Source organism: Microbacterium sp. MYb54 (assembly GCF_002979515.1).
Taxonomy (GTDB): Bacteria; Actinomycetota; Actinomycetes; order Actinomycetales; family Microbacteriaceae; genus Microbacterium.
Map to the genome: position 1 here is coordinate 79,858 of NZ_PCPA01000002.1, position 23,412 is coordinate 103,269.

Sequence of the window (23,412 nt, forward strand, 5' to 3'; positions counted from 1 at the left end):
CCTCCGGGGTTAGGCAACCCTTACACTTGCTTCATGCCCGAGATCCTCTCCTTCTCCGCCGCCCTGCGCGAGCGTTCGTCCGGATCGCACTCCCGCAGCGAGACCGCCGGCTTCATGTCCGACCTCCTGAAGGGCGAGGGTTCGCGCGAGGACTACATCTCCCTCGTCGCGCAGCACTACTTCATTTACGAGGCTCTCGAGGGCGCCGGCGAGCGGATGCGCCAAGATCCGGTGGCTGCGGTCTTCATCACCGACAAGCTCACCCGCCTCCCCGCCCTCGAGGCCGACCTCGAGTTCCTGCTCGGCCCGCAGTGGCGCGAGCAGATCGTGGCGCTGCCGACGACGCAGCGCTACGTCGATCGCATCCGTCAGGTCGGTGCCACGTGGGCCGGCGGATTCGTCGCGCACCACTACACGCGCTACCTCGGCGACCTCTCCGGCGGCATCTTCATCGGCCGCGTGATGGCCCGTCGCTTCGGTTTCGAGACCAACGGCATCGGGTTCTACCTGTTCGACGACATCGCCGACCCGTCCGCCTTCAAGGACGTGTACCGCGAGCAGCTCGACGCCGCGCCGTGGGACGACGCCGAGCGTGAGCGTGTGATCGACGAGGTGCTCCTCGCCTACCGCTTCAACACCGAGCTGTTCGAAGACCTCGACCGCGCCCGCGCCGCCGCCTGAGCGCGGGCGGTCGCTGCCGAGAAATCAACTCTTCGGCAGTTCGGGAGTCGACGCGGCGAGCCATGCATCGCGCATGAACCGGCGCACGTCTTCGTCCACCCGGATGTCGCGGGGTCGCAGCGCGCGCGACAGGTACAGTCCCTCGAGTGAGGTCAGCCGGCTGAGGGCGACGTACGTCTGACCCGGCGCGAAGGCACCCGAACCGAGGTCGATGATCGCGCGTTCGTAGGTCTTTCCCTGCGACTTGTGGATCGTGACCGCCCAGGCCAGCCGCAGCGGGAACTGGGTGAACTCGGCGACCACGTCACGGGAGAGCTTCTTCGTGTTCTGGTCGTATGCGTACCGGAACCGTTCCCACACGGCAGGCTCGACGTCGACCTCTTCGCCGTCGATGTCGACGCGCACAGCTCCCCCGAGGATGCGTGTCACGGTGCCGATGGTGCCGTTCACCCAGCGGGGCGGCTCCCCCGACATGGCCGTGTCGTTGCGCAGGAACATCACCTGCGCGCCCACCTTCAGCTTCAGCTCGGACTCGGCAGGCAGCGAGGCCTCCCCCCGCCCGAAGTCGCCGCTGACCTCGGCGCGGGCGGTCTGCTCCTTACCCGGCAGTGCGACCAGGTGGCGACTGTTGATGCTGTTCACGATGCCGTTGCGGGTGGCGAGCGTGATCATCGGCACCTCGCCGGGCTCCGGCTCCGGAGGCGTGCGCGCACCCTGGGTGTTCAGCACCCCGGCGATCTCGGCGGTCACCCGGCCGTAGCGCACGGCGTTGAGCATCGACTTGAAGCCGTCGTCGGACTGCCGGTGGATCTGCACGAGCTCGCGCACGTGCAGCTCGGCGCGGGTGTCGACCTGGAACAGCCCCTCCTGGTCCGAGATGCCGGATCCTCCGGCCCACACCTTCGCGTCGAAGAACCAGAACGACCGGTAGTGGTCCTGCACGTAGCGTGCTTCGTCGCCCCGGGGTGGGACGGGCGCCAGCTGATACGGGTCGCCGAACATGATGACCTGCACCCCGCCGAACGGTTCCCCCCTGCGGCCTCTGGCCTGGCGCAGCGAACGGTCGATCGCATCCATCAGATCGGCGTTGACCATCGAGATCTCATCGATCACGAGCGTCTCGATCGCGTTCAGGATGCGGCGGGTCGCGTCGTTCTGGTCGATGTCGGCGTCGCCGATCAGACCGATCGGCAGACGGAAGAGCGAATGGATCGTCTGGCCCTCGACGTTGAGTGCCGCGACACCGGTCGGTGCGCAGATCGCGATCTGCTTCTTCGTGTGCCACGCGAAGTGCTGCAACAGCGTCGATTTGCCGGTGCCGGCTCGCCCGGTGATGAACACGTGCTCGCCGGTGTCCTCGATGAGCCGGAACAGCTCTTGCTGCTCGTCGGACAGGGCGGGAAGGGACACGGTTCTCACAGAGGCAGCGGACGGACAGGGCGCTCGTCCATGCTACGGCCCGGCATCCGCACACGGCCGCCGACGCTCGGCGTCCCCCCAGGACGCCCTTCTAGACTGACGCCATGGACCGGGCCCGTGCGAGCGCGCCCCGGCGTGCGCGCCTGGGGGTCGATCTGGCGATGCTCGCCGTCATCGGCCTGGTGCTCGTCGCAGCCCTCGGGGCCGGCGGAGCCACGCTGTACCAGCAGTTCTACGGTCCGTCCGCGTTCGTGGTCCGCTACCTCGACCTGCTCTCGAACGGTCAAGCCGCCGATGCGCTGCGCGTGCCGGGCGTCGCGATCGACCGCGAGACCCTCGACAAGGCCGGCATCGACCCGGCCGCATCCGAGGCGATGCTCCGTCGCGCAGCCCTCGCGCCGCTGACCGACGTGAAGGTGGAATCCGAGAAGCCCGCAGACGGAGGCACCGCCGTCACCGTCAGCTACCACGCCAGCGGCCACCCCGGCACGAGCACATTCCTGATCGAGCAGGACGGTTGGGCCGGAGTGACCCCCAACTGGCGCTTCACCACCAGCCCTCTGGCCGTGGTGGATCTCACCGTGCGCGGTGCCGACAGGTTCGCGGTGAACGGGTTCGAAGTCGATCGGCGCCAGGTCTCGGTCGACGGCGCAGATGCCGTCGCCCTCGAACCGCTGCCTCTGCTCGTCTTCACGCCGGGGCTCTACGCCGTGACCGTCAAGACGCCGATCTCGACAGCATCCGGCCACGGAGTGCTCGCCGACACCCCTCTCGCCGTCACGCCGCTCGATGTGCAGACGCAGCCCACCAGCGACTTCATCGACGTCGTGCAGGAGCGCGTCGAGGAGTTCCTCACCGAGTGCACGACCCAGGAGGTGCTCCAGCCGACCGCCTGCCCCTTCGGGCTGCGAGTCACCAATCGGCTCTCCTCATCGCCGAAGTGGTCGATCCCGGAGCAGCCCGAGGTCACGGTCACCCCCGACGGCGGCCAGTGGCAGATCCCGACGACAGATGCCGTCGCACACGTCGACGTCGAGATCCGCTCCCTGTTCGACGGCAAGACCCAGCCTCTGTCGGAAGACGTGCCGTTCCAGCTCGCCGGCACGATCGCGATCCTGCCGGACGGTTCTGCCTCGATCAGGATCGGTTCCCCCGGCGAACCCCCCGTCAACTGACGCGGACGCGCCCCGGCATCACCGGCCGCCTCACCGGCCGCCTCACCGGCCGTCGCGCTCGCGGCGTTGATCGCGCTCAGCGAGGGCGGCGAGCTTCGCGTTGTACTCCTCGAGCTCAGCATCCCCCGTCCGGTCGGCATGCCGATCCGTCTGACGCTGGAGCTTCGTGTCGCTGCGGCTCCACTGGATCGCCACCGTGATCGCGAGGATCAGGGTGGGGATCTCGCCGATCGACCAGGCGATGCCGCCGCCGATGTACTGGTCCTCCATCGGAGAGGCACCCCAGTCTCGTCCCATCGCCCCGAACCAGTCGGCGACCATGAGCCCCTCCTGCATCATGATCGCGATGCCGAAGAATGCGTGCATCGCCATGACGGCGATCAGGGTGATCAGACGACCGGGGTAGGGCAGCCGGTAGGGCACCGGGTCGGCGCCGATCAGGCTCATCACGAACAGATAGCCCGAGATCAGGAAGTGGATGACCATCCACTCGTGGCCGAGGTGCTCGAACATCGACCAGCGCACGAGGTCGGTGAAGTAGAAGGCCCACAGCGACAGGATGAAGATCGCGGCAGCGACGAACGGATGCGTGACCACGCGGGCGAACGGCGAGTGCACGGCCCACATGATCCACTCGCGGCCACCTCGGGTGCCGTCGTCGCGCTTGTGGATCGCGCGCAGCGCCAGCGTGATCGGGGCGCCGGAGACCATCAGCAGCGGGATCGCCATCGACAGCATCATGTGGCCCATCATGTGGATGCTGAACAGGTACTCCTGGTACGCGTTGAGCGGCCCGCTGGTCACCCAGACCAGCATCAGCATTCCGAGCACCCAGAACACGGTGCGATGGATCGGCCAGCGGTCGCCGCGCAGTCGCAGGCGTCGTACACCGGCGAGGTAGAAGAACAGGCCGAAGCCCGCAGCCACGAGCCAGAGCACGTCGAAGTCCCAGGCGGTGAACCAGCGCTCGAGTGTCAGCTCCGGAGGCAGCGTCGCGCCGGTGAGGATCTGCGCGGGGGTCTGCGCGAAGGCGGCGACCTCTCCGGTCGGCGGAGGCGTGCGCGCGAGCGCTGCGGCGGCACCGGAGGCGAGTCCCATCAGAGCGACCTCGCACAGGACGAGGAGCCAGAACCAGCCGGCCGCGCGCTGCCCTGAGAGTTTGGGGATGAGGCGGGCGCGGTACCAGGCCCCCAGCAGCCCCATACCGCTCAGCAGCACGACCTTGGCGAGCACGATCCAGCCGTAGGGCGTGGTCCACAGGGCATCCCAGCTCCCGACGGCGACGATCGAGCGCGTGATGCCGGAGAAGGCGACCACGGCGAATGCGGCGATGGCGAGCGACGAATAGCGTGCGACGAGCCGTGCGGGGTCGACGTCGCCCCGCCCGCGAAGGAGCACGAGAAGCAGCAGACCGCCGAGCCAGACAGCAGCACCGATCGTGTGCAGCAGGATCGAGTTGACGGCCATGTTGTGCCCGGCGAGGTCGCCGGCGTGGCCCTGCGTCGCAAGCGGGAGGAAGGATGCCGCCGCGAGCAGCGCCGTGATGAGCGTGGGAGTCCACGAACGCCACGCGAACGCGAGCACCGTGATGATCGCACCGAAGATGGTGGTGATGAGCCAGGACTGACCCAGCGGCAGCTCCAACAGGAAGCGGCCGAGCTGCGTGCCGAACTCACGCTCGATGCTGAGCTTCGGGTTGAAGGCCGCCATGAACGCGAGGAACCCGGCGAGGCCGGCAGAGACCGTGAAGACGGCAGCACCCACCGAGGCGATGTTCAGGGCTGCGTCGAACGACCGCTCGCCGGCGCGGAGGCCGAACAGTGCGAGGACGAGGGAGCCGAGCATGACCGCGCCCGAGATGTTCATGACGAGCTTGGCGACCGGCGTGCCCCAGAGCACGAACGGCCCCGGGTCCTGCAGGAGCGGCGGCTTGGCACCTCCGCCGACGAGGAGCGCCAGCACCAGCGCCACCAGGGCCGCAGCGAGCAGGATGATGACTCCGGCGACTCGATACGTCGAAAGCCGACTCGTCGACTCGCTGCGGGAACTCACCCCTCCAGCCTAGGCGCGTCAGGCGGGGAGAAAGCACGAAGGCCGCCCCCGTCGAAACGGGAGCGGCCTTCGAAGAGGTGCGCTCTGATTACTTGACGGCAGCCTTGAGCTTGGAACCAGCGGTCACCTTGACGCGCTTGCCGGCCGGGATCTTGATCTCGGCGCCGGTCTGCGGGTTGCGGCCCGTGCGAGCAGCGGTGTCGACCTGCTCGAAGGAGATCCAGCCCGGGATGGAGACCTTGCTGCCCTTGGCAACAGCGTCGGAGACCGTGGCGAACAGCGAGTCGAGGACACCGGAGACGGTGGCCTGGCTCTGGCCCGTGGCGCTTGCGATGCTCGCGACGAGCTCGGTCTTGGTGATGGACTTGTCAGCCATGTCATCCTCCAGCGACGAGATCCCGTCGCATCGTTGTGGGTATCGGAGCGGATGCTCCTGGTCTAGCGACCGCCTCGAATGTACCAACCACCACCCTCATTTCCGCGTCATTTCGCGGGTTTTGGGCAATTACTGGGCGTGTCGCGTCACTTTTGTCACTCCAGTCACAGAAACGAGGGCGCTCAGCGGGGTCGGTGCGCCTCGATCACGGCGCCGGAAGTGCGCTCGAATGCCGGCGCAACGCGTTCTTCCCCGTCGAGATAGCCCCCGACGAGAGCCGCATCCCGCAGCAGCACGAGAGAGGCGGCGACCTCTTCCGGGCGCTCCAGCCCCGCCGTCTCGGCGACCTTCTGCAGCGTGGAGCGGAACCACTCCCGGTGCTCGTCGATGAGACGGCGCACGGAACCTTCGGCATCCGGATACTCGGCGGCCGCGTTGATGAACGGGCAGCCGCGCGTGTGCCGCTCGCGGATGTCGGCGGCGATGCCCTGAACCACCGCGCCGAGCAGGGCATCAGGATCGGTCACGGCTTCGCCCGCCTCCGCGAACATCGCGCGCAGCATCTCGTCCTCCTGCGCGAGGTAGGCGAGCACGAGGTTCTCCTTGCCGCCGAACTGCTTGTAGAGCGTGGCGCGGGTGACGCCTGCCTCCTCGATCACACGGTCGACGCCGACCGTGTGGATGCCCTCCTCGTAGAAGAGGCGGGTGGCGGCGTCGATCAACCGGGTGCGGGCGGGGCTGGGGCGCTTCGTCGTGGTGTTCATGATTGTCCTTCCTCATCGTGGCATCCGAACCGCGGCTTCCGTTCGACGACTTCACGACTTTCGGGAATACGTTGCGGTAGATAGAACGTTCGGTCTACTATCAGCGTAACGCACTCCCGAGCAGTGGGAGCCGAACCAGAGAGCAGAAGATCATGAACAGCACCGACAAGACCCCGATCGTCCTCATCCACGGCCTGTGGATGACGCCGGCGAGCTGGAACACCTGGGCCGAGCGCTTCCGCGCCGAGGGTCACGAGGTGATCGTCCCGGGGTGGCCCGGCATCGACGACCGCTCTGTCGAAGACATCCGCCGCGACCCGTCTGCGCTCAAGGGCATCGGCCTGAAGCAGATCGTCGACCACTACGAGCGCATCATCCGCGCCCTCCCCGTCAAGCCGATCATCATGGGCCACTCCTTCGGCGGCGTCATCACCCAGATGCTCGCAGACCGCGGCGTCGGAGCCGCCTACGTGGGCGTGGCACCGGGACAGACCGCGGGCATCACGACCCTCCCGCTGTCGACGCTGTGGACCGGCACCCCTATCCTGTCGAACCCGTTCGGGCGCAACGGCGCGAAGCCCCTGTCGAAGCGCCACTTCCACTTCACGTTCGGCAACGATCTGAGCCGCGCCGAGTCCGACCAGCTCTGGGAGGAGTACGCGGTGAACTCCTACAACCGGGTGTTCTTCGAAGGCGTGGCATCCGCTTTCAACGAGAAGGGCGGCGTCACGCACGTCGACTACGCCCGCACCGACAGGGCTCCCCTCTATGTGATCACGGGCGAGATCGACCACGTCGTGCCGCCGGCCATCGGTCGCGCGATCGCCCAGAAGTACCGCTCCACCGGAAGCCCCGCCGTCGTGGACTACAAGGAGTACTCCGGGCGCACGCACCGTCTGGTCAGCCAGGACGGCTGGGAAGAGATCGCCGATGACGCCCTCGGCTGGGCCGTCGCGCACACCACCACCCCCGTCGCGTGACGCGCGAGTTCAGGCGAACACGCGAGAACAGGCACCCTCGTGGCCGACTCGCCTGATGCCGCGCGGTCGCCTGAGCCGGCGCGGGATCGCGATGGCCGGGTACGCGAAAGGGGCGAGGATCCGAAGGTCCTCGCCCCTTTCGCTGCTCTCAGAGTCCACCCAGCGACTCGACGGCAGCGAGGATCCTCCGCCTACGCTCACCGCGCGCGATGAGAGCTTCGTCCATGGACACCGGAAGGAACCTCACCTTCACTCCCGGCGCGGCACGTGCCAGGAGATCCATGTCTGCCGAGATCACGGTTGCCACCATCGCATACCCGCCGCCGGATACCGCGTCACGGTGCAGGACGATCGGCTGCGTCCCCCCGGGGATCTGGATCGACCCCACGGCATATCCGGCATCGACGATGTTCGACGGGTCCTGTCCGGCGCCGAACGGTTGATCCCGCTCGCGCCATTCCACCCCCGGTCCGTCGAACCGCAGTCCCATCCGGTCGGCCATCGGGGTCAACGTCCACTCTTCTTCGACGAGACGGCGCACGCCCTCCTCCGTCAACAGATGGTCGTAGAGCCCCAGGACGACCCGCACCGCGAGCGTACGCTCGAACACCGGCCGATACTGCGGCGCGAGCGAAGCCACCGGCGGCAGCGGCTGCAATGCCACACCGACGGGCAGCTCGTCGCCGGCTGCTGCCGCTCGTCCGCCGACCCCGCCGATCGCCCCGATCACGTAGGTCGAGCGACTGCCCAGCACGACAGGGACGTCGATGCCGCCGCGGACCGCGATCCAGAACTTCGTTCCGGCGCCGATCACCCCGAACGAGAGGGTGTCCCCCGCCTCGAGGGCGAGCCGCGACCACTCATCGCGCGGCTCCCCGTTGACGAGCACCGGCACCGGGGCACCGGCGACAGCCACGACGACGGGCTCCGTCGCCCGCAGCACCGGTCCGATGTACGTGCATTCGAGCACGGCGGCGGATGCCGGGTTGCCGACCAGGGCGTTCGCGAACCGCGCCGATTCCTGATCCATCGAGCCGCCCTGAGGGAAGCCGAGACTGTAGTAGCCCTGCCGCCCCTCGTCCTGCACGGTCGTCTGGAGTCCTGGCTGCACCACTTCAAGCATCGAGAGCCTCCATCAGGGTCCGATTCGCCTCTTCGGGATCCCGCTGCCATTCATCGACCGAGAACGAGACGGATGCCTGATGCCACCGCCAGGTCCCCGCTTCGACCTCGGCCTGGATGCCGTCGTACTCCTCGCGGTCGATCGACCGGTAGCGGACGATGTCGCCAGGGCGGAACAGCACAGAGGACTCGGCGAAGTCGGCAAGTCGCTGCTCGGGATCGTAGATCGGCGGTGCGACCAGGCCGAACATCTGGTATCCGCCCGCGCCTCTGACGGAGTAGATCGCGCCGAAGCATCCACCGTGGCCGATCGTGCGACTGGGAGTGTCGGTGCGCGGGCTCAGGTACTTCGGCACCACGAGCTGCTGCTCGCGCTCGACGAGCTGGTACAGGAACGGGAGACCGGCGACGAATCCGACCATGCTCACGATCCACGGCTGCGCCTGATGCCGACGGATGAACTCCGCCCTGTCCTCGAGGCCGTTGACCGCCGCCGCGTAGTCGAGGTCGGTCCCTGAGGGGTCCTGGTGATACCCCTCACGGAATCGTGCTCCGACCTCGGCGGTGAACGGGTCGTCGTACCAGACCGGCACGTCGATGATCCGTGTCGGGATGGCGGCGCCCTCCCGACGGTCGAGCCCTCGCTCGACCTCGCGGACGAGCGCCTCGAGCGTGGTGTGCGCGAGCCGGTCCGGGTCGAAGCGGACGAGCAGAGACGCGTTCGCCGGGCAGATGTCGATGATGCCCTCCGTGGCGCGGCTCGCCAGCTCCTGGGCGATGGCCATGACGGTGAAGTTCGCCGCCAGGCTCATCGCCTCGCCCACCTCGACGAAGAGGAACTCGTCCCCTCCCCAGGTGTACCGCGACGACGTCGGCGCATTGATGCTCTGGTTCACAACTCCTCCAGGATCTTCCCGTTCTCGATGGTCTTGGTGTGGTGCGCCGTCTTCACGAAGTCGGCGTCCTCGAGCAGGCGCAGGTGCAGCGGGATCGTCGTCTCGATGCCCTCGATGCGTGTCGCCGCGAGGGCGGCCCGCATCCTCTCGATCGCCTCGCTGCGCGTGGCGGCGTGCACCACGACCTTCGCGATCATCGAGTCGTAGAAGGGGACGACGACGTCGCCCGCCTCGAACCCCGAGTCGACGCGGATGCCGGCCGGCCATTCCATCACGGAGATGCTCCCCGGGCTGGGGAAGAAGTTCTGCGACGGGTCCTCCGCGTTGATACGGCACTCGATCGCATGGCCGACGAATCGGATGTCCTCCTGCCGGAGCCCCAGGGGCTCGCCACTCGCGATCCTCAACTGCTCGCGGACGAGGTCGACACCGGTGATCTCCTCGGTGATGGTGTGCTCGACCTGGAGCCGGGTGTTCATCTCGATGAACGCGGCCTCCTCGCGCGCGGGGTCGTACAAGAACTCGACCGTGCCCGCGCCGCGATACCCGCTGGCAGACGCCAGACGGACGGCGGCGGTGCGCATCCGCTCCCGGACGTGGTCGGGAATCTCCGGCGCCGGCGCCTCCTCGACGATCTTCTGCGAGCGCCGCTGCAGCGAGCAGTCGCGGTCGCCCAGGTGGATGCAGTGCACTCCGTCCGCCAGCAGCTGCACCTCGACGTGACGAGCCTGCGGCACGAACCGCTCCAGATACACGCTCGGATCGCCGAAGACGCTGGCGGCCTCGCTGCTGGCGAGTTCGATGGTGGGGATCAGTTCGTCCTCGCCGGCGATGTGGCGGATACCGCGTCCGCCACCACCCGCACTCGCCTTCACCAGCAGCGGGTAGCCGATGCCGCGAGCGATCGTGACGACGTCGTCGTCCGCGGAGAGCGGCCCTCCGGTGCCAGGCAGCACCGGGACTCCGGCCACCCGCGCCGCACGGATCGCGTTCGACTTGTCGCCCATCAACTCGATCGTCTCGGGGTCGGGGCCGACCCAGATGAGCCCGGCAGCGATCACCGCACGGGCGAACGCGGCGTTCTCGCTGAGGAAGCCGTAGCCGGGGTGGACGGCGTCTGCACCGGCGTGTTCGGCCGCGGCGAGCACGGCCTCCTGGTTGAGGTATGAATCCTTGGCCGCCGCCGGGCCGATCACCACGGTGCGATCGGCCACCCGCGTGATGAAGGCGTCGCGGTCGGCCTCCGAGACGATCGCGACGGTCTCGATCCCGAGCTCGCGAGCGGACCGTGCGATGCGGACCGCGATCTCCCCACGGTTCGCGATGAGCAGGCGGCGCATCATCCCTCGTCGACCGTGACGATCACATCGCCGGGGCTCACCATGCCACCGTCCTCCACACGGAAGGAGCCGACGGTGCCCGCGACGGAGGCGCTGATCTCGGTGAACTGCTTCATGATCTCGACCATGCCGACCGCCTGGCCGGCCTCCACCGCGACGCCCTCCTCCACGAAGACGGGCTTGCCGGGGCCCGGCCTGCGGTAGAAGATGCCGGGCAGAGGCGAGACGATGTCGGCCATGGTTGTCCTTTCGGTTGGGGGTCAGGCGGCGTCGACGACGGCACGCACGGCGCGTGCCACGTCGGGAGAGTTCGAAGCGTCCGAGTGCACGCAGACGCTCTGGAACCGCACGTCGATGCGGGATCCATCGTTCGCGGTAATGGGCTCGCCGCGCAGAGCGGTCGCGACACGGTCGGCAGCGGCCGCTGGATCGGTGCGATGCGCGGCACGCACCAGGGCGAGCGTCCCGTCCGGGTTGTAGTCCATGTCGACGTAGAGCTCGCCGACGAACGGCACGCCCTCCTCGGCGCACACCCGCTCGTGCGCGGTACCGGCGAGTCCGAGGAACGGCACGTCGAAGACCTTAACCGCGCGGGCGGCGGCACGCATCAGGTCGTCGTCGCCGGCGAGCATGCCCCAGAGGGCGCCGTGCGGCTTGATGTGGTTCAGCGGCACGTCGGCGGCCTTGAGGAAGCCGAGGAGCGCGCCTGCCTGGTACAAGATGAGGGACTCGACCTCGTCGGGGCGAAGGGCCATCCGGCGGCGCCCGAAGCCGACAAGATCGGGGACCCCGGGGTGAGCGCCGATGCTGACCCCGTTCTCCTTCGCGAGGGCGACGGTGTCGTGCATCACGCCGGGATCGCCAGCGTGGAAGCCGCAGGCGACGTTGGCGAGATCGATGACCCGCATCAGCTCCTGGTCGTTCCCGAAAGTGTGCAGCCCGAAGGCCTCGCCCATGTCGGAGTTGATGAGTACCGATGCCTTCGCTGCCATGCGGCCACGTTAGTCGCCCACCTGTTCCGAGATCGTTGGGCAGTATGCTCAATCTCCGAGGCGCCCAAGTGGAGTCTGCACAAAGGCAAGGAGGCCTCGGATGCGCGTGCGCGATCTTCTGGATGATGACGTTCTCGGCGTCGAGCTGCGCTCGATTCCCGACCACCCGCATCTCGACCTGCCCATCAGCGGATGCGCGCAGTCCGAGCTGATGGACCCGACGCCGTTCCTCCAACGCGGTGAGCTCATGGTGACGACGGGCATGGCGCTTCACTTCGAAGACCACCGCACGTGGGAGGCCTATGTCGAGCGTCTCGCCACCGTGCCCATCAGCGGTCTCGCCTTCAGCCTCGGGCGCATCCACGGCACACTCCCGGACGGACTCGTCAAAGCGTGCGACCAGCAGGGCATCCCCCTGCTCGAGTTGCCGGCCGACCTGCCGCTGCTCCAGTTCTCCCGTCACATCTGGCAGGAGCTGGCCGCGCAGCGCTACGAGATCGTCCGCGCCGGGTGGGAGCTGGCGGACGAGTGTACCCGCCTCGCGACCCACGGGGTCCCGATCGTCGCCGTGCTGCAGCGCATCGCCGACGCGATCGACGCCCACGTCTCCCTGATGGACCCTGCCGACTTCCCGCTGGCGTCCGCCGGCACGCCGGTCACGAAGTCGAGTGCCACGACAACCGCGCTCGCCCTCCCCGGCGGCAGCGGAGCACGTTTCGCGCTGCGCATCCGCGGTGGCGCCGAGGGCCAGTTCCTCCAGCCGCTGCTCGGGCCCGTCGCCGCCGTGCTCGCGATGCAGCTCTCGTACACGCTCGCCGCTTCTTCGCCGCTCCACTCTCCGGCCGCCGCGCGGCTCGTGGAGACGATGCTCGACGACGCGGCATCGACGGATGCCCTCCGCGCCCTCGCGGAATCGGCAGGGTTCGATGCCGACGCCTCCTGCCAGCTTCTCACCCTGTCATCGGACCCGAGCGCCTCGACCGCCAATGCCCGGCTCGTGGCCTGGCGAGCGCAGGTACACCTGGAGTCGCATTTCGGCGTCGTCCGGTTCTTCGAGCACCCGGAGCGGACGGTGTTCCTGCTCCAGCAGCCGGACACCGGCGACGGCGCAGCGCACAGTCTCGCCGCAGCGATCGACCTCGCCGACGTCGGCGTCGTCCACTCCGGCGACCGTTCCTGGGACGAGCTCCCTCTCGTGCTGCGCATGGCGATGCGTCAGTCGCACGCCGCCGGCATTCGCACGCTCCCCGCGCTCGACCTGGCTTCGATCGCTCAGTCTCTCCCCTCGCCCGGGCTCGCCTCGCTCGCGGGCCGGATCATCGCCCCGCTGGACGACGCCGACCCGACCGGCGTCCTCACCGAGACCCTCGAGGCCTATCTGCGGAACAGCGGCGCGGCGCGCGCGATCGGCGACGAGTTGTTCATCCACCGGAATACGCTGGCGTATCGCGTCCGCCGGATCGAGACGCTGCTCGGCGTCGATCTCCAGGACGGAGAGACGAGGGCGACGCTTCTCCTCGCTCTGCACATCGTATCGGCGTAGTGCAATCCGCCTTAAGCGGGAACCGATTCAGGGCAAAAGGCCGATTCCGCAGCGTCGGCCTCCTCACTAGATTCACTCCTCACCGGCATTCCGCCGCCTCTGCGCGATACCCGATCCGAAGGAGTAGCCGTGGCTTACGCCGACTACGTCATGCCCGCATCCGAACGCGCCCCGCGATGGTCTCTGTCCATGGCGTGGTGGGCCCTGTTCTCCGCCATGTTCTGGATCTACGTCGCGGTCGCCTCGGCGGGCGCCGTAGGGCTCGTCGACACCATCATCGGCATGGTGCTGACCGTCGCCACCTACGGCGTGGTCAATCTGATCCTGTCCAGGCACGCCGCCCGCACCGGACTGACCGTGGAGCTGACGTCCCGCTCGATGTTCGGGCTGGTGGGATCGGCGCTGGCCACGCTCATCTTCGCCGCGACGGCGATCTACTACTGCGTCTTCGAGGGGTCGATCATCGCGATCGCGTTCCAGAAGACATTCGGCGGCGAGCTGAACCTCTGGTACGCGGCCGTCGTCGCCTACGCGATCCCGCTTGCATCCGGTCCCGTACAGCGTTGGCTAGATCGCCTGAACGGCATCCTGCTACCGATCTACGCGCTCGGGCTCATCCTCGTCGTCGTCTTCGCCACCGTCCAGAACGGTGCCCCGACGAGCGTCTTCGACGTCGCCGCTGCCGGCCCCCTCCCCGGCTGGGTGACCTCATACCTGATCTACATGGGCGTCTGGATCATGATGATGTACACGTTCGACTTCGCCAGGATGGGCCGGGAGAAGGACGAGAAGTTCCATGGACAGTTCACGTTCGGCTGGGTCTTCTACCTCTTCACGTTCGCGGTGAACGGCCTCGTCGGCATCTACATCATCGCGGCCACCGGGCACGAGGGAAGTGAGACCGGCGTCGTGGATGCCTTCCTCGGCACCATGGGATTCTTCGGGCTGTTGGTGATCTTCGTGTCGCAGACGCGCATCAACACGGCGAACTACTTCCTCGCCTCCAGCAACCTCGACGCCTTCGCGACGCGGGTGTTCCGCCTCGCCCTCCCCCGTTGGGTCTGGGTCATCGTGGCCGGGGCCATCACGTATCTGCTCATGCTGACGAACGTGCTCACCTGGCTGCTCAAGGCTCTGGCCTGGCAGGGCGTCTTCGTCGTGGCGTGGGTGGCGATCGTCCTCGTCTTCATCTGGATGCTGCGCGGCAAGGACGTGGTGCCGGAGGTCCGTCGGCAGCAGCTCCCCGCGGTCACCCTCGGTGCGCTTGCCTGGATCGTCGCCGCGGCCGTCGGCATCCTGCTCACGGAATTCGCCGGAGCGACCGTGTTCGGCGCCCTCGCACCAGTGATCACGTTTGCGCTCGCGGCTGGCGGAGCTTGGGCGGCCTTCCGCCTGCAGCCGCCGCGCACGATCCCCACCGCGGAGGCACCTGTGATCGACGAGCAGCACCTCGCCTGATCCCGGGTACGCGAAAGGGGCGAGGATCCGAAGATCCTCGCCCCTTTCGGCTGTCTGCTGAGACTTACCAGCTGGACTTGGTGACACCCGGCAGCTCGCCACGGTGTGCCATGTCACGGAAGCGGACACGCGAGATGCCGAACTTCGTGAGGACACCGCGGGGGCGGCCGTCGATGACGTCGCGCGAACGCACGCGAGCCGGCGACGCGTTGCGCGGCAGCTTCTGCAGGCCGACGCGTGCGGCCTCGCGGGCCTCGTCGGTGGCGTTCGGGTCGACCAGGGTCTTCTTCAGCTCGGCGCGACGCTCGGCGTAACGCTCCACGATGACCTTGCGCTGCTCGTTGCGAGCGATCTTGCTCTTCTTAGCCATTGATCAACGCTCCTCTCGGAATTCGACGTGCTTGCGGATTACCGGGTCGTACTTGCTGAGCACGAGGCGGTCGGGGGTGTTGCGGCGGTTCTTCTTCGTCACGTACGTGTAACCCGTACCCGCCGTCGAACGCAGCTTGATGATCGGACGTACGTCCTGAGCCTTCTTGGCCATTAGAGCTTCACACCCTTCGCCTGGAGGTCTTTGACGACGTTCTCGATGCCGCGGACGTCGATCACCTTGATGCCCTTGGCGGACACGTTGAGCGTGATCTTACGACCGAGCGACGGAACGAAATAGGTCTTCTTCTGCACGTTCGGGTCGAAGCGGCGCTTCGTCCGGCGGTGCGAGTGCGAGACGTTGTGACCGAAGCCGGGAACAGCTCCGGTCACCTGGCACACTGCTGCCATGATGGTGACTCCTTCTATACCGTGAGGCCGGACGGCCTCACCCAAGATCCCTTGTCTGCACGCGACCCCGCCTCGCCGATCTCTCGGCAGCAGAAGGGGAAGCACGCGAACTGCGCACAGGAGTGTGCGCAGACAAAGAGTCAGTTTAGCACGGGTGACGCGCCGGTCGATCCCCGCGACTCGGGCGTGAGGCCGTGCGCAGCCTCGGCCGCACCCCTCCCCCATCGGAACGGCGACACCGTCGGATCCGTCTCGATCCAGAAACGCCAGGGGAACGCATCCGTCCCCGCGACACCGGCGACGCCGACGCGCGGGCCACTCGCCACGTCGTTCCGCTCCTCGCCCAACCAGAGCTCGGCCCGCGCTCCGTGCCGCTCCTCGCTCGCGACCGCATCGATGCCGTCGTGCACCGGATGCCGCAGCCCCACCGCCTGACCGAGACGACCGGGCCCGCGCGCGAGATCACGAAGCGCGATACGACCGAGGGGCGGAACCGCCCCACGGCGCCGAGCCGCGGCATCCGTCCCCCACACGACCTCGCCCGCTCGCAGCAGCACGCCGTCGCCCTGCCCCTCCGGCCCGCACACGACATTGACGCAGGAATGGATGCCGTGACTCAGGTAGACGTACAGATGCCCTGGCTCACCCCACATCGTGGCGTTGCGGGCCGTGCGCCCCATCCGCGCGTGCGATCCGGGGTCAGCGAACTCGCCCGTGCCCTGCCCGTGATAGGCCTCGACCTCGGTGACGCGCAGCCGCACTTCGACCGGAGCGGCATCGGTCGAAGTGCTGACGAACGTGCGCAGCTCACCCCCGAGAAGACGCGGCGCGACCTCGACCGCCGATGCGCTCAGATCGCTGCGAAGAGCACGCCGCAAAGCATCCTGCGGCGGCACGTCGGAACCGCGGGGCATCTCAGAATCGCGGGGCCGTCTGGCACCAGGAGGCGTCGAAGCCGGTGAGGGCGACGATCTCCTCGCCCGAGACCATGTCGATCAGGTGCGTCTCGACCTTCTCCGGCAGCGGCAGCAGCATCCCGTCGTACGGGTTGTTCGCCAGGTCGGGCGCGACGACGACCGCTGCGTACTGGCCGCTCGGCGATGCGCACGCCTGCAGAATCGAATCCGCAGAACTGACCTCCACCAGCGGAGTGGCTTTGCCGTCGTCGTCGACGCGGACGACCGCCTGTCCGATCGGGAGCCCCGATTCGTCGCGGGCGACGACGTGGCGGAGTGTGCCGCCGGGGAACGGCGTGATCGATGTGGCACTGCCGTAGTCGGGATCGGATGCAGCGAGCGGCTCCTCCGACCCGTCGGCGAGGTTGAGCTCGACCACGGTCCCGTCGAGGCGTTCGATGATCGCCGTGTAGGTACCGCGGGAGATCCCCTGGATCATCGCCGCGAGACCGAGCGACTGCACGCCCGCATCGCTCGAGCGGTCGACGAGCGACAGCGCGCCGTCGAAGTCGATGAACAGCACGGCGGCGCTGTCGGGCACGAACTGCCAGACGAAGACGCTCGCTTCGGCGCCGGCGACATCGATGATCTGCGGGTCGTCGTCGCCGCTCAGTGACTGGGTGACGAGCACGCTCGCGCGTCCCTCGGTATCGCTCAGCTCCTTGTCGGAGTAGCTGTAGCCGACGAGGCCGCCGCGTTCGGAGACCTGGATCGCGCCCACATAGCCGTCGCCGGGCAACTTCAGTTCACGCTGCTTCTTGCCGTCGCGGTCCATCACGAGCAGTCGAGAGCCGTCATCCTCCTCCACCGAGACGACGAGCTGTGTGGAGGTCGCGCGGAAGTCGTTGATCTTGGCATGCTCGAAGACCGGAACAGCCTTCTCGCCGCTGAGGTCTGTGAGGAAGATCTTGTCCTTGCCGTCGACATCACGCCGCAGCAGGAAGATGTTGGATGCCGGTGTCTCGAAGCTCGTCGTCAACGTGGTCGTCGGGCCTCCACCGGCGCCCACGACGTCGGCGACTCGGATCGTGTACGTGGTCGAGTCGTCGAGTGGCACCGTGAAGCGCACGCCGATCCCTCGACCGGAGGCGTCGACCGTGAACGGCACGGCGGGCTCGACGGTGACCTGTGACGGGTCGATGTCGGCGAGCGCCTGATTCGCGGTCAGGATGGCCCGACTTCCGGACGACTCGATCGCCTGCTTGGCGTCCACCTGCACATTGCTGATCCGCGGACCCTGCAGGAGGCTGGCGATGCCCAGTCCGGTTCCGACGACGACGAGGACACCGAGGACCGCGACGAGCGTGAGCACGAAACGGCGGGACCTCACCGGCTTTCCGGTGGACTGCTCTTCGGACCGGAGACGAGGCGCTGGCGGCGCATACGCCTCGTCGGTCGGGGCGGCCTCAGCCTCGGCCTCGGCGACAGGAGCAGCGCCGACGAATACGGGCTCAGGGGCGACGGGGACCGGCGGAAGCGTGGTGGCCTCGACGTCTTCGCGTGCCGCGACCTCGAAGGCGGCCATCTTCCTGGCAGCGGCCTCCTGCTCGGCGACCTCGCGATCGCCGGCCTCACGAACAGCAGCTTCCCGAGCAGCGGCTTCACGAACTGCGGCTTCCCGAACTGCGGCTTCGTCAGCGGCCGGCGCGTCTGCGTCCGGCTGTTCTGCGGGCGGTGCGGCCTGATCGGCGGGCGCCGCAGCGCGGGCGATCCGCTCGGCCTCTGCCGCCTCGGCTGCTTCCCGCGCTGCACGCATCTCCGCGCGGGTCTGCGGGACCGCCGGCACCTCGGGGCGCTCGTCGTCAGTACTCATACGGGTCTCCCGGCTCGTCGATCGCGACGACGTCAGTCGGTTCGATGTGGAGCTTGCCATCGGCATCCGCTCGCACGGTTCCGGTGACCTCCACCCACTGGCCGGTGGGGTACTCGCCAGGATCCACGGTGACCGGCAGAACCGCGGTCTGCGCATCGATCACACAGTGGGTGATGACCAGTCGGGTGAGGTTCACGTCGTCGTCGCCCGAACCACCCGGGGTCACGAATCCCGTGAGCTTCACGGCGGCTCCGTCGTAGGCGGCGGTGTTCGTCGACCCGGCGAACACGCTCGCCCAGTCTCCGACGCCGAAAGTAGAGGTGTCGGCCACTCCGAGGGTGACCGAGTCGGCACCAGCGAACAAAGCGCTCTGCTCCCCCGCACGCGACATCGCGAGTTCGACCGACAGCGAAGCAGGAGGCAGCACGAGAGCAGCGACGACGATGCCCGAGGCGATCACGCCACCAGTGACGGCCGCGACGCCGGCGAAAGAACGGCGGGGGGCAGCCGCGCCATGGTCTGAGTCGGTGTCGTCGGCAGCATCCGCCACCGGTCCGTGATCATGCCCGTGGTCACCCTCTTCGCCGAGCGGCAGGGTGCACGACCAGATGGCTCCGGCCAGGGTCACGACCGCGGCGGTGCACGCGAACCAGACCGACTCCGGGCTGATGTAGAGGTTGAGGCGCCCGGTGAGACCGAGGCCGAGGGTCACCACCGAGATCACCGCAGCGAGCCCGACCCCCAGCCAGCGGGTGCCGAGTGCGCGTGCGCGCGTGGCTGTCTGCTCAGACAGCGCCATCTTCTCAGACAAGGACGTTCACCCCGATCCCGATCGCGAAGGCCGAGGCGAGGACGATGCCGACGATGCCGACGAGTGTGCGGGTGGTGAACGTCGTGCGCATCAGCGCGAGCATCTTGATGTCGACGAGCGGCCCGACCAGCAGGAACGCGACGATGGCCCCGGAGGAGAACGTCGAGGCGAACGACAGCGCGAAGAACGCATCGACGTTCGAGCAGATCGCCACGGTCATCGCGAGAGCCATCATCGCCACGATCGACAGCACCGGGTTCGACCCGATCGCCAGCAGCCACTCCCGCGGGATCAGCACCTGCACCGCCCCGGCGAGTGCGGAGCCGATCACGAGCGCGGGCATCACGGCGCGCAGCTCGACGAGGAACTGCGTGAGGCTGCGTCGCACGGGCGTGCCCGGTTCGTGGGTGACGCGGTCGCAGGTGTCGACGAAGCGCTGCGTGAGCATGCCGTCCGGGTCGGGGTGGCGGCTGTAGATCCAGCCGATCAGGTTCGCGATCAGGTAGCCGCCGACGAGGCGGGCGACCAGGATGCCGCCGTCCCAGCCGAAGGCCGCGTGCGTGGTGAGGATCACGATCGGGTTCACGATCGGTGCGGCGATGAGGAACGTCATGGCCTCGGCCGGTGCGAGCCCGCGCATCATGAGCCCACGGGCGAAGGGCACGTTGCCGCACTCGCACACCGGGATCAGCATGCCCAGCAGCGACAAGACCGCACGCCGAGCCCAGGCGCGCTTGGGCAGCCAGCGATGGATGACGTCGGCGGGGAGCCACACCTGCACCACGATCGACAGCAGCACGCCGAGGATCACGAACGGCAGGGCCTCGATGAGAACGCTCAGCGCGAGTGTGAGCCCGTCCTGTGCGCGGGTGGGCAGCGAGGCGGGGAACAGCTTCGGCAGGAAGGCGTCGACCAGGAACAGTGCGGCGATGATGGCCACGCCGAGGCCCGCACCGATCCACGCCGATCGCGGCGAGGGTGCCGGGCGATGGGAGTGGCCGTGACGGGTCGCCGTTGCTGCCGAGGAGCTCACGCGGACGCGGCCCTCTCGGCGTCGCGCTTGTTCGCACACGGGGTGCACAGACCGAAGATGTCGACCACGTGGGCGGCCTCGGTGAAGCCGTGAAGGGCCGCAGTGCGGTGCGCCCACTGCTCGACGTCTTTCGCCTCGATCTCGACGGTCAGACCACAGGACCGGCAGATGAGGTGATGGTGGTGGCCCTGGGTGGTGCAGGCGCGGTACAGCGCCTCACCCTCGGGACTCTGCAGCGAGTCGGCGTCGCCGGAGGCCGCGAGCCCGGCGAGCGCGCGGTACACCGTGGCGAGGCCGATGCCGGTGTTGTCGTCGCGCAGCGAGGCGTGCAGGTTCTGCGCGCTCACGAATCCGCGCGCGTCGGCGAGTGCTTCGCGCACGCGTTCGCGCTGCCAGGTGTTCCGCTGAGCCATACGAAGAGTCTAGGCCGCGGGGGTTGGGGAGGGCTGGGAGTGGATCTCAGGCCGGCACACGGCGAACCCGGGCCCGCGAGCGCTGCACGATCCAGCACACCACGTAGATCGTGAACGACAGGGTCGTGATGTACGGGCTCACCGGCAGCGTGCCGGCGAGGGCGAGCAGGATGCCGCCGACCGCCGAGACGAAGCCGAACAGCGCGGCCAGCAGTGGCACGGCAATGGGTCCGGCGGTGACGCGCATCGCGGCGGCCGCGGGTGTGACCAGCAGCGCCATCACCAGCAGCGCTCCGATGATGTGCACGCTCACCGCGACGATCAGCCCCAGCAGCACCATGAACAGCAGGCTGACGGCACGGGTCGGCACCCCGCGCGCGGCGGCCGATTCCGGGTCGAGCGAGTCGAACCGCAACGGATTCCACATCACGAGCAGCCCGATCAGCACGACCATGCTGATGCCGATCAGCCAGCCGAGGTCCGGGCTCGAGACCGAGACGATCTGCCCGGTGAGCAGGCTGAACCGGTTGGCACTGCGGCCGTCGTAGAGCGAGAGGAACAGGATGCCGAGGCCGAGGCCGAACGGCATGAGCACGCCGACGATCGAGTTGCGGTCCCTGGCCTTGGCTCCGAGGATGCCGATCAGGATCGCGGCCACGAGCGCTCCGCCGAGGGATCCGGCCACGACGCTGCCACCGAAGAGCAGGGCCGCCGCGGCTCCGGCGAACGACAGCTCGCTCACTCCGTGCACCGCGAAAGCCAGGTCGCGCTGCATCACGAAGACGCCGATCAGCCCGCCGACGATACCGAGAACCGCGCCCGCGATGATCGAGTTCGACAGCAGGGCCACGAGCTCGCCGTAGTCCTGGAAGGAGAAGACGTCACTCCAGTCGACCAGAGGCACCATGCCCAGCGCGACGTTCATGCCGCTCCTCCGTGCTCGTGATCGCCGTGGTCGTGGTGGGGCTCGGCATCCGGCACACCGACGACGACGAGGCGGTCGCCGGCGCGGAGCACGAACACCGGGGTGCCGTAGAGGTCGGTGAGCACGCGCGTCTGCAGCACCTCGTCGGGGGTGCCGAGCAGGAACCGTCCGCCGGCGATGTAGAGGATGCGATCGACTCTGCCGAGAATCGGGTTGATGTCGTGGGTGACGAACAGCACCGCCGCCTCGCGCTCACGGCGCTGGCGGTCGATGATGTCGGTGACTCCGACCTGGTTGGCGAGGTCGAGGTTCGACAGCGGCTCGTCGCACAGCAGCAGAGCGGGCTCGTCGGCGAGGGCTTGTCCGACCCGCAGCCGCTGCTGCTCACCGCCCGAGAGCAGCCCGACCCGCCGATCGGCGAAGTGCGAGGCGCCGACCGATTCGAGCAGCCGGTCTACCTTGGCCCGGTCGCCGCGGTGCGGGATGGGGAAACCGAAGCGGCTCCCCTGCACCCCGAGGGCGACCATGTCACGAGCCCGCATGCTGGTGTCAGGGGCGAGCGAGCGCTGCTGCGGGATGTATCCGATGCGGGAGTTGCCGCGGTGCACGGGCTCACCCGCGACGCGGATCGTGCCCGAAGACAGCGGCTGCAGGCCGAGGATGCTGCGCAGCAGGGTGGTCTTGCCCGACCCGGAGGGGCCGAGCACCGCGATGAACTCCCCCGGCTCGACCGTGAGGTCAAGGCCCGACCAGAGTTCGCGATCGCCGCGGTGCAGCGACGCGTCGGAGATCTCGAGGACCGGATTCTCGCGCTGTGCGGCGCCGCTCACGACTTGACGGCGGCGGCGAGGCTCTGGATCGCGTCACTCATCCACTCAGAGTACGACGATCCGTCCTCGAGCAGCTCCGTGAAGGCGACGACGGGGATGCCGGCGTCCTTCGCCGCGGTCTCGACGCGCTGCGTCTCGGAGCCGCCGGTCTGCGCGTTGGTCAGCAGAGCGGTGACCTGACCGCTGCCGATCACGTCGAGCGCCTGGAGCAGCACCGCCGGGGCGACGTCTGTGCCCTCCTCGACCGACTCGGCGAATCCTTCGGGGGTGACATCGGTGAATCCGGCGGCTGCGGCGAGGTAGCCGGGCAGCGGCTCGGTGATGAAGACGTTCACGTCCGGCGCATCCGTCTTGAGGGTCGCAAGCTCCGTCTCGAAACCCTCGAGGTCGGCGGTGAGGGTGGCCGCGTTGGCCGCGAACTCCTTCGCACCGTCGGGGTCGAGCTCGGTCAGCTCGTCGGCGATGGCCTCGACGACGTGGATCATCGTGTGCGGATCGAACCAGACGTGCTCGTTGAAGCCCTCGATGTGGTCGTGGCCTTCGTGTTCCGCCTCGTCCTCGGCGTGGTCGTGCGCCTCGTCCTCCGGGGCATCGCTCTCTTCGGGGGCATCGGTCGCCGACTCGTCCGCGTGATCGTGCTCGGCCTCGTCGTGACCCTCGTTGCCGGGGAAGTCGTGGGAGTACTCGACGGCGGTGACGACGTGCGGGGCCTTCGCGTCCTGCAGCAGCGTGTCGATGAAGGCGTCGTAGCCGCCGCCGTTCTCGATCACGAGGTCGGCCTTCTGCACCGTCAGCCGGTCGCGGGCGCTGGCCTCGTAGGAGTGCGGGTCCTGCGAGGCGGAGGTGATGATCGACTGCACGTCGACGCGGTCGCCGCCGATCGTCGCGGCGATGTCGCCGTAGACGTTGGTGCTCGCGACGACCGTGATGGTGCCGTCGTCGCCCTCCCCCGCCGAGGGGGTGGAGCATCCGGCCAGCGCGAGGGCGGCGACGGATGCGAGGGCGAGGGCGACGACGGGCTTCTTCATGTCCTCACTCTAAACGCTAATGAGA

The 23,412-nt window shown here is 68.3% G+C and carries 25 protein-coding genes; 5 read left to right on the top strand and 20 right to left on the bottom strand.

From position 1 onward, the window contains the following. Positions 1-33 precede the first annotated feature (33 nt). Positions 34-681 carry a heme oxygenase (biliverdin-producing) gene (locus tag CQ040_RS03220; RefSeq protein WP_028500991.1) on the top strand — a complete coding sequence of 216 codons (648 nt, stop codon included), beginning with the start codon at positions 34-36 and terminating at the stop codon, positions 679-681. Positions 682-705: 24 nt separating this feature from the next. Here the strand turns inward: CQ040_RS03220 and CQ040_RS03225 are convergent, their stop codons facing one another. Continuing rightward, on the bottom strand, positions 706-2,091 hold the full coding sequence (locus CQ040_RS03225) for an ATP-dependent RecD-like DNA helicase (protein WP_181156838.1): 1,386 nt from the start codon (positions 2,089-2,091) through the stop codon (positions 706-708). 113 nt (positions 2,092-2,204) lie between these two features. On the opposite strand from CQ040_RS03225, the gene CQ040_RS03230 reads away from it, so the two are divergent. Continuing rightward, positions 2,205-3,275, top strand: a complete 1,071-nt coding sequence (locus tag CQ040_RS03230) for a hypothetical protein (RefSeq protein ID WP_105526004.1) — start codon at positions 2,205-2,207, stop codon at positions 3,273-3,275. Positions 3,276-3,317: 42 nt separating this feature from the next. Here the strand turns inward: CQ040_RS03230 and CQ040_RS03235 are convergent, their stop codons facing one another. From CQ040_RS03235 to CQ040_RS03245, 3 genes are all read right to left on the bottom strand, one after another. Beyond that, entirely contained in the window at positions 3,318-5,327 is a 2,010-nt protein-coding gene (locus CQ040_RS03235) for a cytochrome c oxidase assembly protein (protein WP_105526005.1), read from the bottom strand. An 88-nt stretch (positions 5,328-5,415) separates the two neighbouring features. Next, positions 5,416-5,703 (bottom strand): HU family DNA-binding protein, encoded by a 288-nt coding sequence (locus CQ040_RS03240; RefSeq protein WP_017203554.1) that lies wholly within the window; start codon positions 5,701-5,703, stop codon positions 5,416-5,418. 182 nt (positions 5,704-5,885) lie between these two features. Then, positions 5,886-6,467 (bottom strand): TetR/AcrR family transcriptional regulator, encoded by a 582-nt coding sequence (locus tag CQ040_RS03245; RefSeq protein ID WP_105526006.1) that lies wholly within the window; start codon positions 6,465-6,467, stop codon positions 5,886-5,888. Between the two features lie 152 nt (positions 6,468-6,619). Here CQ040_RS03245 and CQ040_RS03250 point away from each other — a divergent pair, with 152 nt between their 5' ends. After that, positions 6,620-7,447: an alpha/beta hydrolase gene (locus CQ040_RS03250; RefSeq protein ID WP_105526007.1), complete on the top strand. Its 828-nt coding sequence runs from the start codon at positions 6,620-6,622 to the stop codon at positions 7,445-7,447. Between the two features lie 148 nt (positions 7,448-7,595). On the opposite strand, the gene CQ040_RS03255 is transcribed toward CQ040_RS03250, so the two are convergent. The 5 genes from CQ040_RS03255 to pxpA are packed head-to-tail and all read right to left on the bottom strand — an operon-like array spanning position 7,596 to position 11,797. Continuing rightward, positions 7,596-8,570, bottom strand: coding sequence for a biotin-dependent carboxyltransferase family protein (locus CQ040_RS03255; RefSeq protein ID WP_105526008.1), 975 nt, complete (start codon positions 8,568-8,570; stop codon positions 7,596-7,598). Beyond that, the gene (locus tag CQ040_RS03260) at positions 8,563-9,465 is read right to left on the bottom strand and encodes an allophanate hydrolase subunit 1 (protein ID WP_105526009.1); all 903 of its coding nucleotides are present in this window, start codon (positions 9,463-9,465) and stop codon (positions 8,563-8,565) included. The genes CQ040_RS03255 and CQ040_RS03260 overlap by 8 nt, the downstream gene beginning before the upstream one ends. Further along, positions 9,462-10,805: an acetyl/propionyl/methylcrotonyl-CoA carboxylase subunit alpha gene (locus tag CQ040_RS03265; RefSeq protein WP_105526010.1), complete on the bottom strand. Its 1,344-nt coding sequence runs from the start codon at positions 10,803-10,805 to the stop codon at positions 9,462-9,464. Before CQ040_RS03265 ends, CQ040_RS03260 begins: the two co-directional genes overlap by 4 nt. Continuing rightward, the gene (locus CQ040_RS03270; RefSeq protein WP_105526011.1) at positions 10,805-11,044 is read right to left on the bottom strand and encodes an acetyl-CoA carboxylase; all 240 of its coding nucleotides are present in this window, start codon (positions 11,042-11,044) and stop codon (positions 10,805-10,807) included. The genes CQ040_RS03265 and CQ040_RS03270 overlap by 1 nt, the downstream gene beginning before the upstream one ends. A 21-nt stretch (positions 11,045-11,065) precedes the next feature. Continuing rightward, the gene (pxpA, locus tag CQ040_RS03275; RefSeq protein WP_105526012.1) at positions 11,066-11,797 is read right to left on the bottom strand and encodes a 5-oxoprolinase subunit PxpA; all 732 of its coding nucleotides are present in this window, start codon (positions 11,795-11,797) and stop codon (positions 11,066-11,068) included. A gap of 100 nt (positions 11,798-11,897) precedes the next feature. On the opposite strand from pxpA, the gene CQ040_RS03280 reads away from it, so the two are divergent. Continuing rightward, positions 11,898-13,340 (top strand): PucR family transcriptional regulator, encoded by a 1,443-nt coding sequence (locus tag CQ040_RS03280; RefSeq protein WP_105526013.1) that lies wholly within the window; start codon positions 11,898-11,900, stop codon positions 13,338-13,340. 129 nt (positions 13,341-13,469) lie between these two features. Next, positions 13,470-14,798, top strand: a complete 1,329-nt coding sequence (locus CQ040_RS03285; RefSeq protein ID WP_105526014.1) for a cytosine permease — start codon at positions 13,470-13,472, stop codon at positions 14,796-14,798. Between the two features lie 64 nt (positions 14,799-14,862). Here CQ040_RS03285 and rpsN read toward each other — a convergent pair whose 3' ends face one another. The 11 genes from rpsN to CQ040_RS03340 all read right to left on the bottom strand — a co-directional run bounded on the left by rpsN (position 14,863) and on the right by CQ040_RS03340 (position 23,387). After that, positions 14,863-15,168, bottom strand: coding sequence for a 30S ribosomal protein S14 (gene rpsN / locus CQ040_RS03290; protein WP_017829734.1), 306 nt, complete (start codon positions 15,166-15,168; stop codon positions 14,863-14,865). Between the two features lie 3 nt (positions 15,169-15,171). Continuing rightward, positions 15,172-15,342: a 50S ribosomal protein L33 gene (gene rpmG, locus CQ040_RS03295; RefSeq protein WP_028500995.1), complete on the bottom strand. Its 171-nt coding sequence runs from the start codon at positions 15,340-15,342 to the stop codon at positions 15,172-15,174. After that, on the bottom strand, positions 15,342-15,578 hold the full coding sequence (rpmB, locus tag CQ040_RS03300) for a 50S ribosomal protein L28 (protein ID WP_017203559.1): 237 nt from the start codon (positions 15,576-15,578) through the stop codon (positions 15,342-15,344). Before rpmB ends, rpmG begins: the two co-directional genes overlap by 1 nt. Before the next feature lie 140 nt (positions 15,579-15,718). Continuing rightward, positions 15,719-16,492 carry a DNA-3-methyladenine glycosylase gene (locus CQ040_RS03305; RefSeq protein ID WP_105526015.1) on the bottom strand — a complete coding sequence of 258 codons (774 nt, stop codon included), beginning with the start codon at positions 16,490-16,492 and terminating at the stop codon, positions 15,719-15,721. Between the two features lies 1 nt (position 16,493). Then, on the bottom strand, positions 16,494-18,347 hold the full coding sequence (locus tag CQ040_RS03310; RefSeq protein ID WP_258131340.1) for an Ig-like domain-containing protein: 1,854 nt from the start codon (positions 18,345-18,347) through the stop codon (positions 16,494-16,496). After that, positions 18,337-19,146 carry a TIGR03943 family putative permease subunit gene (locus CQ040_RS03315; RefSeq protein WP_105526016.1) on the bottom strand — a complete coding sequence of 270 codons (810 nt, stop codon included), beginning with the start codon at positions 19,144-19,146 and terminating at the stop codon, positions 18,337-18,339. The genes CQ040_RS03310 and CQ040_RS03315 overlap by 11 nt, the downstream gene beginning before the upstream one ends. Before the next feature lie 4 nt (positions 19,147-19,150). Beyond that, positions 19,151-20,191: a permease gene (locus CQ040_RS03320; RefSeq protein WP_105526017.1), complete on the bottom strand. Its 1,041-nt coding sequence runs from the start codon at positions 20,189-20,191 to the stop codon at positions 19,151-19,153. Next, entirely contained in the window at positions 20,188-20,604 is a 417-nt protein-coding gene (locus CQ040_RS03325; protein ID WP_028500999.1) for a Fur family transcriptional regulator, read from the bottom strand. The genes CQ040_RS03320 and CQ040_RS03325 overlap by 4 nt, the downstream gene beginning before the upstream one ends. A gap of 46 nt (positions 20,605-20,650) precedes the next feature. Further along, the gene (locus CQ040_RS03330) at positions 20,651-21,511 is read right to left on the bottom strand and encodes a metal ABC transporter permease (protein WP_105526170.1); all 861 of its coding nucleotides are present in this window, start codon (positions 21,509-21,511) and stop codon (positions 20,651-20,653) included. Between the two features lie 14 nt (positions 21,512-21,525). Further along, on the bottom strand, positions 21,526-22,359 hold the full coding sequence (locus tag CQ040_RS03335) for a metal ABC transporter ATP-binding protein (protein WP_105526018.1): 834 nt from the start codon (positions 22,357-22,359) through the stop codon (positions 21,526-21,528). After that, entirely contained in the window at positions 22,356-23,387 is a 1,032-nt protein-coding gene (locus tag CQ040_RS03340; RefSeq protein WP_105526019.1) for a metal ABC transporter solute-binding protein, Zn/Mn family, read from the bottom strand. The genes CQ040_RS03335 and CQ040_RS03340 overlap by 4 nt, the downstream gene beginning before the upstream one ends. Positions 23,388-23,412: the final 25 nt, after the last annotated feature.

What these genes read in the sequence shown, in the direction of transcription:
- rpmG (WP_028500995.1), bottom strand. Translation starts at nt 15,342, where the DNA reads ATGGCCAAGAAGGCTCAGGACGTACGTCCGATCATCAAGCTGCGTTCG.
- CQ040_RS03280 (WP_105526013.1), top strand. Translation starts at nt 11,898, where the DNA reads ATGCGCGTGCGCGATCTTCTGGATGATGACGTTCTCGGCGTCGAGCTG.
- rpmB (WP_017203559.1), bottom strand. Translation starts at nt 15,578, where the DNA reads ATGGCAGCAGTGTGCCAGGTGACCGGAGCTGTTCCCGGCTTCGGTCAC.
- CQ040_RS03245 (WP_105526006.1), bottom strand. Translation starts at nt 6,467, where the DNA reads ATGAACACCACGACGAAGCGCCCCAGCCCCGCCCGCACCCGGTTGATC.
- CQ040_RS03325 (WP_028500999.1), bottom strand. Translation starts at nt 20,604, where the DNA reads ATGGCTCAGCGGAACACCTGGCAGCGCGAACGCGTGCGCGAAGCACTC.
- CQ040_RS03265 (WP_105526010.1), bottom strand. Translation starts at nt 10,805, where the DNA reads ATGCGCCGCCTGCTCATCGCGAACCGTGGGGAGATCGCGGTCCGCATC.
- CQ040_RS03270 (WP_105526011.1), bottom strand. Translation starts at nt 11,044, where the DNA reads ATGGCCGACATCGTCTCGCCTCTGCCCGGCATCTTCTACCGCAGGCCG.
- CQ040_RS03255 (WP_105526008.1), bottom strand. Translation starts at nt 8,570, where the DNA reads ATGCTTGAAGTGGTGCAGCCAGGACTCCAGACGACCGTGCAGGACGAG.
- CQ040_RS03315 (WP_105526016.1), bottom strand. Translation starts at nt 19,146, where the DNA reads ATGGCGCTGTCTGAGCAGACAGCCACGCGCGCACGCGCACTCGGCACC.
- rpsN (WP_017829734.1), bottom strand. Translation starts at nt 15,168, where the DNA reads ATGGCTAAGAAGAGCAAGATCGCTCGCAACGAGCAGCGCAAGGTCATC.
- pxpA (WP_105526012.1), bottom strand. Translation starts at nt 11,797, where the DNA reads ATGGCAGCGAAGGCATCGGTACTCATCAACTCCGACATGGGCGAGGCC.
- CQ040_RS03310 (WP_258131340.1), bottom strand. Translation starts at nt 18,347, where the DNA reads ATGAGTACTGACGACGAGCGCCCCGAGGTGCCGGCGGTCCCGCAGACC.
- CQ040_RS03240 (WP_017203554.1), bottom strand. Translation starts at nt 5,703, where the DNA reads ATGGCTGACAAGTCCATCACCAAGACCGAGCTCGTCGCGAGCATCGCA.
- CQ040_RS03220 (WP_028500991.1), top strand. Translation starts at nt 34, where the DNA reads ATGCCCGAGATCCTCTCCTTCTCCGCCGCCCTGCGCGAGCGTTCGTCC.
- CQ040_RS03340 (WP_105526019.1), bottom strand. Translation starts at nt 23,387, where the DNA reads ATGAAGAAGCCCGTCGTCGCCCTCGCCCTCGCATCCGTCGCCGCCCTC.
- CQ040_RS03250 (WP_105526007.1), top strand. Translation starts at nt 6,620, where the DNA reads ATGAACAGCACCGACAAGACCCCGATCGTCCTCATCCACGGCCTGTGG.
- CQ040_RS03305 (WP_105526015.1), bottom strand. Translation starts at nt 16,492, where the DNA reads ATGCCCCGCGGTTCCGACGTGCCGCCGCAGGATGCTTTGCGGCGTGCT.
- CQ040_RS03230 (WP_105526004.1), top strand. Translation starts at nt 2,205, where the DNA reads ATGGACCGGGCCCGTGCGAGCGCGCCCCGGCGTGCGCGCCTGGGGGTC.
- CQ040_RS03330 (WP_105526170.1), bottom strand. Translation starts at nt 21,511, where the DNA reads ATGGTGCCTCTGGTCGACTGGAGTGACGTCTTCTCCTTCCAGGACTAC.